General features: G+C 62.7%; 7 protein-coding genes. 5 read left to right on the plus strand and 2 right to left on the minus strand.

Going from position 1 to position 13,755, the window contains the following annotated elements; all coding sequences use genetic code 11:
• Positions 1-14: 14 nt before the first annotated feature.
• Complete coding sequence (locus J2J99_RS20405; RefSeq protein WP_168296723.1) at positions 15-6,437, plus strand: translocation/assembly module TamB domain-containing protein; 6,423 nt, start codon at positions 15-17, stop codon at positions 6,435-6,437.
• Positions 6,438-6,503: 66 nt separating this feature from the next.
• On the opposite strand, the gene J2J99_RS20410 is transcribed toward J2J99_RS20405, so the two are convergent.
• A complete protein-coding gene (locus J2J99_RS20410; RefSeq protein WP_170960055.1) occupies positions 6,504-6,941 on the minus strand; it encodes an Lrp/AsnC family transcriptional regulator in 438 nt (145 codons plus the stop codon).
• Between the two features lie 122 nt (positions 6,942-7,063).
• On the opposite strand from J2J99_RS20410, the gene rocF reads away from it, so the two are divergent.
• The 4 genes from rocF (at position 7,064) to J2J99_RS20430 (ending at position 11,957) form a co-directional block, all read left to right on the plus strand.
• Positions 7,064-7,999 (plus strand): arginase, encoded by a 936-nt coding sequence (rocF, locus tag J2J99_RS20415; protein WP_168296633.1) that lies wholly within the window; start codon positions 7,064-7,066, stop codon positions 7,997-7,999.
• 39 nt (positions 8,000-8,038) lie between these two features.
• Positions 8,039-9,238, plus strand: coding sequence for an ornithine--oxo-acid transaminase (rocD, locus tag J2J99_RS20420; protein ID WP_168296632.1), 1,200 nt, complete (start codon positions 8,039-8,041; stop codon positions 9,236-9,238).
• 197 nt (positions 9,239-9,435) lie between these two features.
• On the plus strand, positions 9,436-9,912 hold the full coding sequence (locus J2J99_RS20425; RefSeq protein ID WP_168296631.1) for a chemotaxis protein CheW: 477 nt from the start codon (positions 9,436-9,438) through the stop codon (positions 9,910-9,912).
• Positions 9,913-10,196: 284 nt separating this feature from the next.
• Positions 10,197-11,957: a methyl-accepting chemotaxis protein gene (locus tag J2J99_RS20430; RefSeq protein ID WP_168296630.1), complete on the plus strand. Its 1,761-nt coding sequence runs from the start codon at positions 10,197-10,199 to the stop codon at positions 11,955-11,957.
• Positions 11,958-12,051: 94 nt separating this feature from the next.
• On the opposite strand, the gene J2J99_RS20435 is transcribed toward J2J99_RS20430, so the two are convergent.
• Positions 12,052-13,710, minus strand: coding sequence for an OFA family MFS transporter (locus J2J99_RS20435; protein WP_168296629.1), 1,659 nt, complete (start codon positions 13,708-13,710; stop codon positions 12,052-12,054).
• Positions 13,711-13,755: the final 45 nt, after the last annotated feature.

The following is a 13,755-nucleotide window of genomic DNA, read 5'->3' on the forward strand; positions in this document are numbered from 1 at the left end:
TAATGTCCGCGCCGATGCAAACGCTGGCAAAAATCGTCAACTGGATCATACGGCTCACCGGCTATGTCGTGGGCACCGGCTTGATTCTCGCTGTCGCAGCGCTTGCGATCTTCGGCTTCACCTCCTTTGGCGCCCGCATCGTCACCGAGAAGATAGCCTCCACGCTTTCCAATCGCGACATGACGATCGAGGTGCGCGAACCGGAAGGGCTGTTGACCGGCGGGCTCCGCGCGGCCGAAATCTCCCTCTCCGACACGCGGGGCGTTTTTGCTGAGATCCACGGCGTGGCGATCGACTGGAATCCGCTGGCGCTGCTGACGGGAACCTTCCACGCCAAGCGCTTCGAGATCGAAGCGATCGACCTGCTGCGCAAGCCGGTGCGCACCCTGCCCTCCCGGCCCGGCGCCGAAAATTCCGGCGGCTTCTCTCTGCCGATCAAGATCGAGGTCGACCAGGTTGCGCTGCCCAATATCAAGCTTGCCGAACCCTTTGCCGGGCGGGCCTTTGCGCTCGCCGCCGAAGGCAGCCTCTCGGCAGATGGCGACGGCGGGGAAGCGATCGTCAATGTCAGCCGTCATGCGGTCCCGGATGCGCGGCTTACCGCCGATATCGCCTATGCGCCGGCCGAAAACCGGCTGCGACTGAAGGCAAAGCTCGCCGAGCCGAAGGGCGGGCTGCTGGCAGGCTTCCTCGGCCTGCCCGATAGTCCTGCCGTCAACATCGACCTTGACGGCCAGGGACCGATATCCGACTGGAAAGGCAAATTGCAGGCGGCGCTCGACGGGCAACAGCGGGCCGCAATCGAAGGCCGGCATGCGATCACCGCCGACGGGCTGCACCATCTCGACCTCAAGGGCGGCGGTGACCTGAGCTCGCTTCTGCCGGCAGCATTCCGGCCGCTTTTCGCCGGCCAGACCAACATCGATCTTGCCGCCACCTTCAACGATCATGGCAAGATCGATATCCAGACGGGCAATGTCGCCACCGGCAGCGTCGTCATTGCCGCATCGGGCACGCTTGATCCTGCCGGCAACAACAGCCTCAACGCCAACCTGCTCGGCCCCTCCGGGCCGGTCGATTTCCGCTGGCCGCTCGCCGAGGGAGAAGCGCGCTTCCTGATATCCGGCCTCAATCTGGCGCTGACCGGCGACGCGCAGGCGGCGCGACTGAGCGTCAGCGGCTCGCTTGACAGCGCGACCCTGCCGCAGGCCGATCTCGGCAACATCAAGCTGACGGCAAAGAGCGACGCCTTCAATCTTGCCGCCCGCTCCGGCAGCGTCCAGCTGCGCCTCGTCGCCGGCGACGCGACTTTTGCCGAGCCGAACCTGAACCGCGCGGTCAAAGGTCCCGTCACCATCGCCGCGCCGCTGCAGATCGCGGACGGCAGCATCGGTTTCAATGGCACCACCGTCGAAAGCGCCAATATCAACGGCAGCCTCAACGGCTCCTATCGGCTGACAGACCGGGCTTTGACCGGCAATCTCAAGCTGACCGTCGAACCGGCGGCTCTGCCGGCTGCGGCGACGAGCCGGTTCGACACATCGATCTCGCTCGAAAGCCAGGTGGCGGGCACCGTCCCGTCGAAATTGGCGCTGACCAACCTCGTCGTCAAATCCGGAACGCTCGAAGCCGCCGGCAATGTCGCGCTCGACGGCTCGACTTTGAACGCCGATCTCTCGGGCCGGCTGCCCGATGTCGGCAAGCTGATGGCGGGCGCGAGCGGCGGAGCAGCTTACGGATTGCGCGTCGGGGGCGAACTGCCGGCCCTCTCCGTGTCAGCCAATATCAAGGCCACCAGCCTGCAGATGGCCGATCGCAGGCTGGCCAACCTCAATGTCGATCTCACCGGCGTCGCCGATCCCAGGGCGCCGCAGGGCAAGATTGCCGCGACCGGCACGATCGACGGCCAGCCGATCGGCGTCAACGGCGATATCCGCTCGGAGAACGGCGGGATGAGCGTTCCGGCACTGACCGCCGACATCGGCGGCAACCGGCTGACCGGCAGTCTGGAATTTTCGCCCTCCCTGACGCCGTCAGGCGCATTCACCTTCGATTTTCCCAATATCGGCCTGTTGGCCGCCCTCGGCGGACAGAAAGCCGAAGGCGATCTGAAGGGATCGCTCGGCGTCGCCAGCGACGGCGGCAGGATTACCCTGAAGCTGCAGGCGACTGGCGCTTCGCTTCGCCGCGATACACTCGCCATCGTCAAACCCGAGGTCGACGTCACGGTCAGCGATCTCAGCGCGCTTGCAGCCACCGGCACGGTCCGGGCTGAGGAGGTGAGTGCCGGCGCGAACAGACTCGCCGGCCTTTCGCTGGCTTTCACCAAGCAGCAGAATCAGACCGACTTCGATCTCCACGCCGCCTATGATGGCAATCCGGTGCTGGCGGGCGGCAATATTCAGACGGCGGATGGCACGATCGACGTAAACCTCGATCGCTTCTCGGCGAGCCCCCGCAACATCCCGGTCGAGCTTGCCGAAGCGACGCAGGTCAAAATCGCCGGCGGCGTCGTCAGCCTGAACGGGCTGACGCTGAAAACAGGCGCCGGTTCGGTGAGCGTAACCGGTTCCGCCGGCGAGATGCTGAAGCTCGACGCCGTCATCAAGGAGCTGCCGGCAGCACTCGCCGACGGTTTCGTGCCCAACCTTTCGGCTGGCGGCACGATCTCCGGAACGATCGCCGTGACGGGAACACCGGCCGCGCCCATCGCCGACTTCAAGCTTGACTGGAAGGATGCAACGACAGGCCAGACCAAGGGTGCCGGGCTGGCGCCGCTCGGCATCACCGCCGGCGGCAAATTTGCCGACAAGAAGCTCGATTTCGACACGACGATCGGCAGCGCCGACGGCCTCTCGCTCAAGGCTGCCGGCAATGTCGGGCTCGCCGATCCGGCGGCGCCGGTGCTCGATATCAACGCCGATATTCTCAGCCTGCCCGCTCGCGTCGCCAATGGTTTTGTTCCCGATCTCGCCGCCGAAGGCGCGATCACGGGAAAGGTACGCGCCACCGGCTCCCTCAAGGCTCCGACAGCCAATTTCGCTCTCGCCTGGAAAAGTGCTGCGACGAGCCATACCAGGCGCGCCGGCCTTACCGGTCTTGATCTGACCGCGTCCGGCAAAATCGCCGACAACACGCTCGATTTCGACGCCGCGGTCAGCGGCGCCGAGCGCCTCTCTCTCAAGGCAAACGGCAATGTCGGCATAACCGGGACGACAATCGGAGGTGTCAGGATCGACGCGACACTGGCCAACATCCCCGCAGCCGTGGCAAACGGTTTCGTTCCCGATCTCGCGGCGGCAGGCCTTGTCTCCGGAACAGTCTCGGCGAGCGGATCCCTTGCCGCCCCTATCGCCGATTTCGATCTCCATTGGCAAAATGCCGTCACGAGCCACACGAAACGCGCCGGCCTTGCCGGTCTTGGCGTGACGGCATCCGGCAAATTAACCGACAGTAATCTCGATTTCGACGCTGCGGTCAGCGGCGCCGACGGCCTTTTGCTCAAGGCAAACGGCAATGTCGCCGTCAGCGGCAAGACGGTCGGCGCCGCCAAGGTCGATGCGACGCTGGCAAATATCCCGGCAGGCATTGCAAACAGCTTCGTCGCCGATCTCGCGGCCGAAGGTTCAGTCTCGGGAAAGATCTCGGCGGCAGGTTCGCTTTCGGCGCCGACCGCCGATTTTGACCTCAATTGGAAAGACGCTGCGACGAGCCACACCAGGCGTGCCGGGCTTGCCGCTCTCGGCATTACCACATCCGGAAAATTTGCCGCGAACAGACTGGATTTCAACGCAGCAGCCCTGGGCGATCAAGGCCTCTCACTGAAGGCCGTGGGCAACGTCGCCCTCGCCGGCACGGCGATCGACAGCGTGAAGCTTGATGCCGAGATCACCAAGATCCCCGCCGCTCTAGCCAATGCCTTCGTTCCCGAACTGGCGGCCGCCGGCACGATATCAGGCACCATGTCTGCGGCCGGCACACCCGCCGCACCAAAGGCCGATTTCAAGCTCGACTGGACGGATGCCGCAACCAGCCATACCAGGACCGCCCATCTTTCCGGCCTCGCACTGTCCGCATCGGGGCACCTCGCTGACAATAAGCTTGATTTCAACGCCAATCTCGGCGGCAAGGACGGCCTCTCGCTGAAAGCTGCGGGCAATGTCGGGATATCGGGAGCCTCGGTCCGCAACCTTGACGTCAAGGCCGATCTCGCCAATCTGCCCGCGGCCCTTGCCAATGGCTTCGTTCCCGGACTTGCGGCGGAGGGCACGGTGTCGGGAACGGCCTCTGCCTCGGGCGCACTTCCCAAGCCCGCCGTCGACTTCAAGCTCGACTGGAAAAACGCCGCGACCGCCCAGACCAGAAGCAGCGGCCTTTCTGGTCTCAGCGCCGCGGCGTCCGGCAAATTCGCCAATGACAGGGTCGATTTCGATGCCAACCTCGCCGGCACGGACGGCGTGTTGGCCAAGGCAACTGGGGGCGTCACGATTGCCGGAACGGCCATCCGCGACCTTTCGGTCAATGCCGATATTCCTGCCCTGCCGGCAAATATCGCCAATGCGTTTGTTCCCGGTCTCGGGGCCGAGGGCACGCTTTCGGCAAGCGCCGTGACTTCCGGAACGCCGGCTAATCCGATCGTCGATTTCAAGCTTGACTGGAAGGATGCCGCGACCAGCCACACCAAGGCTGCCGGCCTCTCCCGTCTGGCATTGGCCGCAACAGGAAAATACGCCGGCGAGCGGCTCGATTTTGATGCCAAGCTCAGCGGCAGCGGCGGCATTGCGCTGAAAGCCGCCGGTAATCTCTCCATCGCCGGCACGTCGATCCGATCGATCGACGTCACAGCAAACGCCACCAATGTTCCGGCGGGCATCGCCAACGGTTTTGTTCCCGGTCTTGGAGCCGAGGGCGCGGTCACAGCGACCGCAAAAGCTGCCGGCGGGCTGTCGGCACCCTCTATCGATTTCAAGGTCGATTGGAACAATGCCGCAACGAGCCAGACAAAGGGCGCCGGTCTTTCGCCGCTCAGCATCAGGGCATCCGGAAAGCTGGCCGGCAACAAGCTGACCGTCGACGCCAGTCTTGCCGGTGACGCCGGCATGTCGCTCAAGGGCGGCGGCAGTGTCGTGATATCAGGCAACCGGGCTCTCGACTTGCGCTTCAACGGCAATGTTCCTTTCGCGGTGCTCGGCACCCCGCTTGCGCAGCAGGGCCTGGTCGCCGACGGGGTCGCCACCGTCGACCTTGCGATCGGCGGAACGGCCGCAGCGCCCGTCATCAACGGCACGGTCTCGACAAATGGCGCCAAGCTCGTCGACGTCAGACGCAATCTTGCCGTCAACAATCTCGCAGCCACCGTGACCTTCAATGGCACCCAGGCCGTAATATCGCGTCTCAGCGGCAATCTTGGCAGCGGCGGCACGATTTCGGCGAGCGGCGCCATCGGCATCCAACCGGCCGGCGGCTTTCCCGCCGACATCTCGATCAAGCTCGACAAGGCGGTCTATGTCGACGGAACCCTCGTCGTCTCGACCGTCAACGGCACAGTGAACCTGCGCGGGCCGATCATGAGCGCGACGCTGAGCGGCAAGCTGCGGCTGGACAAGACCTCGATCACCGTCCCGGAAAAATTGCCGACCTCGCTCAGCGAAATCGACATACGGCACAAGAACGCGCCTCGCGCGGTGCTCGCTCAGCTGCGGGATGAAGGCGAGCGGAAAACCGGCGAGAAATCCTCGGTCATCACCCTCGATCTCGAAATCGACGCGCCCTCGAAAATCTTCGTGCGCGGCCGCGGCATCGATGCCGAGCTCGGCGGCCGCGTGACGATCCGCGGCACGGCGGCGGTACCCGTCGTCACCGGCGGCTTCACCATGCGTCGCGGCCGGCTGACCATTCTCAACCGCCGTCTGGATTTCTCCGACAAGAGCAGGATCACCTTTGCCGGCGACCTGACGCCGGCGCTCGATATGGAAGCCACCTCCACCTCCGGCACGACGACCCTGACAGTTGATGTGGCCGGCCTCGCGACCGATCCTTCGATCACCTTTTCCTCCTCGCCGCAGCTGCCACAGGACGAGGTGCTGGCGCAGCTGATCTTCGGCCAGTCGATGTCCAAGCTCTCTCCGGTGCAGATCGCCCAGCTCGCCGATGCCGTCAGCCAGCTGGCCGGCAACCGCTCCACCTCGCTTTTCGAAGGCCTGCGCAACCAGCTCGGCGTCGACGACTTCGACGTCAGCACCGACGAGAAGGGCCAGACGAACGTCAGCGTCGGCCGCTACCTCAACGACCGCACCTATTTTGAACTTCAGCAGGGCGGCTCGGTCGGCGCCAAGGCAATCATCAATCTCGATGTTGGCCGCGGCGTCAAACTGCGCGGCGCCGCCGGCGGTAATGGCGCCGGCGAAGCGGGCATCGTTTATGAGCGGGAGTATTGAGCCGGCTTAACCTCAGTTTGCGCAGTCCCGGACGGAAAACCGCTTCGCACTTTTCCTGGGATTGCTCTAGAAACCGGTCTTGCTCGTCTTCAGCAGGATATTCGTCTCGGTCGAGTTGATACCGTTGATCAGCCGAATGCGGCGCAGCGTCTCGTCGAAGGAGGCAAGGTCGCGATCCTCGAGTTCGGCGACGAAGTCCCATTTGCCATTGGTGCTGTGGAGGGCGCGGACCTGCGGCAGGCCCCGCAGCTGATCGGCCACCCTGTCGGCCAGTTTGCCGAGCACCTCGATCATGACGATGGCGCGTACGCCGGCCGAACGCGTCTCGTGGCTGGTGCGGATGGTGAAGCCGACAATCGTGCCGCTGGCGACCAGCCGATCGATGCGGGCGGCAACCGTTGCCCGCGATGCACCTGTCATTGCCGCAAGCGAGGAAACGGAAATGCGGGCATTGTGGCGAAGGGCGCTCAAGAGTTCGGTATCGAGATCGTCCACGCTGATCACTCTGTCAAAATGGCTTTATCAATCTGCGCAATCATAATCCATTTCTGACACTTTTCCATCTTTTTGCCGGCAGCCCTTTATCCCACTATCGGCCGAAACAGGCCTCAACACGGAGCCCTCGAATGAATGTCCAATCGCGATCTGTCACCCTCATCGGCGCACCATTGGAGGAAGGCTCCGGCCGTAGGGGTGCTGCAATGGGCCCCGCGGCGCTACGCATCGCCGGCGTCGACCAGACGCTGATCGATCTCGGCCACGATGTCACGGATAATGGCGATCTCAGGATCGTGCCGGCAATGGACCTGCCGGATCATCCGAAGGCCCATAATCTGAGAACCGTCGGCGCCTTCACCCGCGCACTCGAAAGCAGCGTTTATGATGTCGCCGCCTCCGGCCGCTTTCCCCTTATTCTCGGCGGCGACCACAGCCTATCCATGGGCAGCGTCTCCGGCATGGCCCGCTTTGCTGCCGGCAAAGGTCGCCCGCTCTTCGTGCTATGGCTCGATGCCCATGCCGATTTCAATTCTCCCAGCACCTCCCCCTCCGGCAATATTCACGGGATGCCCGTCGCCTTCTTCTGCGGCGAGGCGGAGTTCGCCGAGATCCTGCCGAAGGACCGTCCCTTCGTCGATCCGAAGCATGTCTTCCAGGTCGGTATCCGTTCGGTCGATGCGCGCGAGCGCGAGGAAATCCATGAACACGGCGTCAACGTTTTCGATATGCGCGCCATCGACGAGCAGGGCATCGGCGCTATCATGCGGGAGATTCTCGCTGTCGTTGCCAAGGCCAACGGCCTGCTGCATGTCAGCCTCGATCTCGATTTCCTCGATCCCGACATCGCCCCCGGCGTCGGCACGACGGTGCCTGGCGGTGCGACCTTCCGCGAGGCCCATCTCGTCATGGAAATGCTGTCGGACAGCGGTCTCGTCTCGTCGCTCGATCTCGTCGAGCTCAATCCTTTTCTCGACGATCGCGGCAAGAGCGCCCGCATATTGGTGGAGCTGACGGCAAGTCTCTTCGGCCGCAGGATCTTCGATCGTCCAACCCGTGCCGCATAGAAGGCACGCGCCGCAAACAAGGCTCAGAGGGAGAAGCGCATGCCCACGTCGGAAAAATTGATCGCCACGGAACAGCGGCTCGGCGCCAACAATTACAAGCCGCTCGACGTAGTGCTGACGCGCGGCGAAGGTGTTTATGTCTGGGATACCGACGGCAACCGTTATCTTGATTGCCTCTCGGCCTATTCCGCCGTCAATCAGGGCCATTGCCATCCGAAGATCCTCGCCGCCATGGTCGCGCAGGCGGGCCGGCTCACCCTCACCTCCCGCGCCTTCCGCAACGACCAGCTCGCCTATTTCTACGAAGAGCTCGCCGCTCTCACCGGCTCACACAAGATCCTGCCGATGAATTCCGGCGCCGAAGCGGTGGAGACCGCCATCAAGGCCGTGCGCAAATGGGGATACGAGGTCAAGGGCGTGCCGGAAGGCCAGGCGGAGATCGTCGTCTGCGCCGACAATTTCCATGGCCGGACGCTGAGCATCATCAGCTTCTCCACCGATCCCGACGCCCGCAACGGCTTCGGCCCCTACACGCCAGGCTTCCGCGTCATTCCCTTCGGCGATTCCGAGGCTTTCGCCGCCGCCATCAATGACAATACGGTGGCGGTGCTGATCGAACCGATCCAGGGCGAAGCAGGCGTCATCATCCCGCCGCCCGGTTATTTCACCCGCATCCGCGAACTCTGCACTGATAACAACGTCACCCTGATCCTCGATGAGATCCAGACCGGCCTCGGCCGCACCGGCAAGCTGCTGGCCGAGGAACACGAAGGCATCGAGGCCGATGTGACGCTGATCGGCAAGGCGCTGTCCGGCGGCTTCTATCCGGTATCCGCGGTCCTTTCGAATTCCGAGGTGCTGGGGGTACTGAAGCCCGGCCAGCACGGCTCGACCTTCGGCGGCAACCCGCTCGCCTGCGCAGTGGCGCGCACCGCGCTGAAGGTGTTGACGGAAGAAGGCATGATCGAAAACGCCGCAGCGATGGGCGACTATTTCCTCGACGGCCTGAAGTCGATGCGCTCGAACATCGTCCGCGATGTGCGCGGCCGAGGTCTGATGATGGCCGTCGAGCTGGAACCCGAAGCCGGCGGGGCACGCCAATATTGCCACGCGCTGAAGGAGCGCGGCCTTCTCGCCAAGGATACTCACGACCATACGATCCGCCTCGCTCCGCCGTTGATCATTTCAAGGGAGCAGGTCGACTGGGCGGTCTCGCAGATCGAAAAGACGATCGGCTGAGGTAAAGCGAGACTGAAAACCCGGCTAATCCGGCTTCCGATTTAGATTTGGGCAACACTCTTTCGCTAATGTCGTCGTAACCGTAACGATACTTCGCCGAATGCAAAGTCATCGCGTGGTGTGAAGGCAAAGCTCGTCAGCGCCAATGGGGGCGCACTCGCTTCTGCTTTGGCTTACGACAGTTGGGAAGAATTCTAATGGCCACGATCAATTCCACTAGCTTCAGCGGCGATACACTCGAGATCATTGCCTTCCGCCTGCATGATCAGGAATTCTGCGTCAAGACCACGACCATCCGCGAAATCCGCGGCTGGGCGCCGTCGACGCCGATCCCGCACGCGCCGGCTGATGTCATCGGCGTCATGAACCTGCGCGGCTCGGTGATACCGATCATCGACCTTGCATACAAGCTTGGCATGAAGAGCACCGTCGCCAACGAGCGCAGCGCCATCGTCGTCGCCGAAGTTCACAGCATGGTCATTGGCATGCTCGTCGACCGCGTCTCGGATATTCTGACCATTTCGTCCAGCCAGGTCCAGCCGGTGCCTGAGGTGACCGCCTCCTTCGACCGCGCCTATTGCGAAGGCATCATCGCGTCGGAAAATGGCATGATCTGCTTCCTGAACCTCTCCAAGATGTTCAAGGAAAATGAGACGGACGAACTGGCGGCGTAAATCGTCCCAATGCTGCAGATGCTGAAAACCGCCCGTGAAGGGCGGTTTTTTGTGGACACACGCACCTGAGCCAGACCGCAGTTTTTTCAACTTCTGACATATAAGCGGTCGCTTTCATATATCGAAAATTAACCACGCTCCATCACTATGGAATGTGAAGCACAAGGATGACATGGTTTCCGATCGGTGGGGGTTAACTCCCCGGCACCGCGCCTTCCTCGCCCCGAACGGCTTCGTTCTAGCAGCCCGAAACAGCAAAAGCTGTTAATCTCGAAGGGACAGGAATGTTTGGACTAGCCCCCGATTCGAAATACATTCTTGAAGCCATTTCCAAGTCGCAGGCGATCATCGAGTTCGACCTCAAGGGAAAAATCCTGGCGGCCAACGAGAATTTCTGCAACGTGCTTGGATATAGCCTGAGCGAGATCCTTGGCAAACATCACAGCATGTTCTGCGAGCCGGCTTATGCGGCAACCGCGGAGTACCGCGAATTCTGGGCGCGGCTCGGACGCGGCGAACATGATGCCGGTGCCTATAAGCGTTTTGCCAAGGGCAACAGGGAGATATGGATCCAGGCATCTTACAATCCTGTTCTCAAGGGCGGAAAGCCATTCAAAGTGGTTAAATTCGCGGCCGACATCACCGCCGCGAAGAAGAAGGCGGTCGAAGATTCCGGCAAGCTGGAGGCGATCTCACGCTCGCAGGCGGTGATTGAATTTGCCCCGACGGGCGAAATCCTGACCGCCAACGAAAATTTCTGCACCGCCATGGGATATTCGCTGGACGAGATCACCGGCAAGCACCACAGCATGTTCTGCGATCCCGCCTATACCAGCACCGGGGATTATGCCGACTTCTGGAGGCGGCTGGCGCGCGGCGATTTCATCGCCAACGAATTTGTCCGTTTCGGCAAGGGCGGCCGGCAAATCTGGATCCAGGCGGCCTACAATCCGATCGTCGATGCCAACGGCAAAGTCTACAAGGTCGTGAAATTCGCGACCGACGTCACCCAGCGCATGAGCGCCATTTCCATGCTCGGCGGCGCATTGCACCAGCTCTCCGAAGGCGATCTGACAAGAACGGTGGACACGGCTTTCGTGCCCTCGATGGAGCAGTTGCGCCACGATTTCAACGCCGCGATCGCGGGCCTTGCCGAGACCGTCAAGACGATTGGCGAAAATGCCGCGGCGATCGCTGCGGGCTCGCTCCAGATCGGATCATCGGCGGACGCCTTCTCCAAACGGACCGAACAGCAGGCCGCGTCGATCGAGGAAACGGCAGCGGCTCTGGAGGAAATTACCACGACGGTCAACGATTCCAGCAGCCGCGCCGATGAGGCGGGACGCCTCATCGCCAAGACCAAACAGGGCGCCGAACAGTCCGGCATCGTCGTTCGCAATGCCGTCGCGGCCATGGACCAGATCGAGCAGTCCTCGCGCGAAATCAGCAACATCATCGGTGTCATCGACGAGATCGCCTTCCAGACCAATCTTCTGGCATTGAATGCCGGCGTCGAGGCAGCGCGCGCCGGTGAAGCCGGCAAGGGGTTCGCGGTTGTGGCCCAGGAGGTTCGCGAACTTGCCCAGCGCTCTGCCAACGCCGCCAAGGAGATCAAGGCGCTCATCAATACGTCGAGCCAGCTCGTCAAGAACGGTGTCGGTCTCGTCGGCGAGACCGGCAAGGCGCTCGAGGAGATCGTCGCCCAGGTCGGCGATATCAACGGCAATGTCGAGGCGATCGTCGAGGCGTCGAGAGAACAGGCGACTGGACTGAGCGAAATCAATCAGGCGGTCAACACGCTGGATCAGGCAACCCAGCAGAATGCCGCCATGGTCGAGGAAAGCACGGCCGCCAGTCATAGCCTTGCGCGGGAGGCAGAGACGCTGCGTGTGCTGCTGACGAAGTTCCGTCTCCCGGGCCAAACCCAGCCCTCCGTCAGGCAGGAGGCAAGACAGGCGGGCTCACCGGCGCGGCATCTCGTTTCACGCGTCGCCAGGGCGCACGGCGCTGCCGCGGCAAGCGCCGAGAGCTGGGAAGAGTTCTGATCCTGGAGCCTTCCTATAAGATCGATTCAGGGAATGCGCCGTAGCACCAAGAGGAAGCGCGCCGTAGCATACCGACTTGGCGCGCTTCGATCGGTTACCCGAACAGCGCGAAGGTCGCCCGCAGCGTCACCCACACACCCCAGAGCAGCGGAATGCCGACGACGGCCCAGGCAAGCATTGCTTTGGCGTCGAGCCCGCCGGTACCGATGCCGAAGGAGCCCGTCGGCCCGGCTTTGACGGCGGCCGATTTTGCCTGCAGCGCTGCGACCTCGTCATCCGACATGAACCACTTGTTGCCAAGCGGCTTGACCAGCGCATTGGCGATCAGACCGAAAGCCAGCATGCCGGCGAGGATATACATGGTGCCGGTATAGAGGGTCGGGCCCGGTGCAACGCCGGCCGCGATCTGCGCTTCGCGGATATAGTTCACTACGACGGGGCCGACGATGCCGGCCGTTGCCCAGGCCGTCAGCAGTCGCCCATGGATGGCGCCGACGAACTGGGTGCCGAAGATATCGGCGAGATAGGCCGGGATGGTCGCAAAGCCACCTCCATACATCGACAGGATGATGCCGAAGGAGAGAACGAACAGCGCCTTGTTGCCCATGCCCGCGAAGGTGGGCGCCAGTGCATAGAGGGCAATGCCGATGACGAAGAAGCAGTAATAGGTGTTCTTGCGGCCGATCTTGTCGGAAAGCGACGCCCAAAAGAACCGCCCGCCGATATTGAAGAGTGACAACAGGCCGGCAAAACCGGCAGCAATTGTCGCAATCGCCGCCTTCTGCCCGGCATCGAGCTGCGCAAAGGCGACATCCGGCAAGCCGATCAGCGAGCCGGCGAAGATTTCCTGCAGCATCGGCGAGGCCATGCCGATAACGCCGATGCCGGCCGAGACGTTGAGGCAGAGCACGGCCCAGATCAGCCAGAATTGACTGGTCTTGTGGGCATCGCGCAGGTGCACGTGCCTGGTGGTGATCATCGTGCTCTTAGCCGCCGGCGGCATCCAGCCTTCCGGGCGCCAGCCGGCCGGCGGGATGCGATAGCCGAAGGCGCCGCCCATCATGAAGACGAAATAGATCGCCGCCAAGACGATGAAGGTCTGCCAGACGCCGACCGACTTATCAGTCTTGAACGCATTCATCAGCAGGTTGGCTAGCGGAGCGCCGATCATCGCGCCGCCGCCGAAACCCATGATCGCCATGCCGGTCGCCATGCCACGCCGGTCGGGAAACCATTTGATCAACGTCGAAACCGGCGAGATATAACCGAGGCCGAGACCGATGCCGCCGATGACACCGGCGCCGAGCCACATCATCCACAGCTGATGGGTGATGACGCCAATGGCGGCAAGCACGATGCCGCCGCACCAGCAGCAGGCGGAAACGACACCCGCTTTGCGCGGACCGGCCCGCTCGAGCCAGCCGCCCCAGATGGCGGCCGACGAGCCGAGCAGGACGAAAAACAGCGTATAGATCCAGCCGAGGTCGGCAACCCGCCAGTCGCAGGTCGTGGTGAACAGCGCCGAGGCGAGGGTCATATCGGGGCAGGCGGTCGAGGCGGTGATCCCCAGCGATTTGGACAGCGGCAGCCAGAACACGCTGAAACCGTAGGCCATGCCGATGCAGAGATGGATGGCGAGTGCTGCCGGCGGCACCAGCCACCTGTTGAAACCGGGCCTTGCGATAATTCTTTCGCGATCGAGCAGGCCTGAGCCCGCCACTGCTCCGTCTATACCTCTTTCGGCTGCAGTCATGAACCAACTCCTCCTTGTTTCAGACCTTGACGTGATGGGAGCGCC

The organism is Rhizobium binae (assembly GCF_017357225.1).
Lineage (GTDB): Bacteria > Pseudomonadota > Alphaproteobacteria > Rhizobiales > Rhizobiaceae > Rhizobium > Rhizobium binae.

Coding starts and splice junctions, on each gene's coding strand:
- J2J99_RS20405 (WP_168296723.1), top strand. CDS start 15: ATGCAAACGCTGGCAAAAATCGTCAACTGGATCATACGGCTCACCGGC.
- rocF (WP_168296633.1), top strand. CDS start 7,064: ATGAATGTCCAATCGCGATCTGTCACCCTCATCGGCGCACCATTGGAG.
- rocD (WP_168296632.1), top strand. CDS start 8,039: ATGCCCACGTCGGAAAAATTGATCGCCACGGAACAGCGGCTCGGCGCC.
- J2J99_RS20425 (WP_168296631.1), top strand. CDS start 9,436: ATGGCCACGATCAATTCCACTAGCTTCAGCGGCGATACACTCGAGATC.
- J2J99_RS20430 (WP_168296630.1), top strand. CDS start 10,197: ATGTTTGGACTAGCCCCCGATTCGAAATACATTCTTGAAGCCATTTCC.
- J2J99_RS20435 (WP_168296629.1), bottom strand. CDS start 13,710: ATGACTGCAGCCGAAAGAGGTATAGACGGAGCAGTGGCGGGCTCAGGC.